Source organism: Dactylosporangium sucinum (assembly GCF_014647515.1).
In the GTDB taxonomy this organism is placed as follows: Bacteria; Actinomycetota; Actinomycetes; order Mycobacteriales; family Micromonosporaceae; genus Dactylosporangium; species Dactylosporangium sucinum.
The window spans coordinates 1-505 of the sequence record NZ_BMPI01000221.1; the positions used below are offsets into that span (position 1 = coordinate 1).

The 505-nt window shown below is 67.7% G+C and carries 1 protein-coding gene; it reads left to right on the plus strand.

From position 1 onward, the window contains the following. The coding region (locus IEZ31_RS55940) for a glycosyltransferase family 2 protein (protein WP_190258315.1) at positions 1 to 505 on the plus strand (505 nt) is incomplete at both ends.

The window sequence follows — 505 nt, forward strand, 5'->3', positions numbered from 1 at the left end:
CCATCATCGTGCCGGCGCTGCACGAGGAGTTCGTCATCGCCGGCACCCTGCGCCACCTGCTGGAACAGGACTACGGCGACTACGAGATCCTCGTTTCCCTGTGCGAGGGCGACGACGCCACCATCGCCGAGGTTTCCCGGGTGCAGGCCAACCACGATCCCGGGAACCGCGTACGCACCGTCGTGCGCTCGTACGTGAAGTCGAACAAGCCGCGCCAGCTCAACGCCGCCCTGGCGGTGTCCACCGGCACCGTCATCGGGGTCGTCGACGCCGAGGACGACGTCGCGCCGCAGCTGCTCACCCGGGTCAACACCCTGCTCGCGCGCACCGACGCCGACGTCGTGCAGGGCGGGGTGCAGCTGATGACGCTGGGCCGGCGGGTGCGCGACTGGTTCAAGGTGCACAACGTCATGGAGTACTTCTTCTGGTTCACCAGCCGCATGTTCTACCAGGTCCGCACCGGCTTCGTACCGCTCGGCGGCAACACCGTCTTCATCCGCCGCGA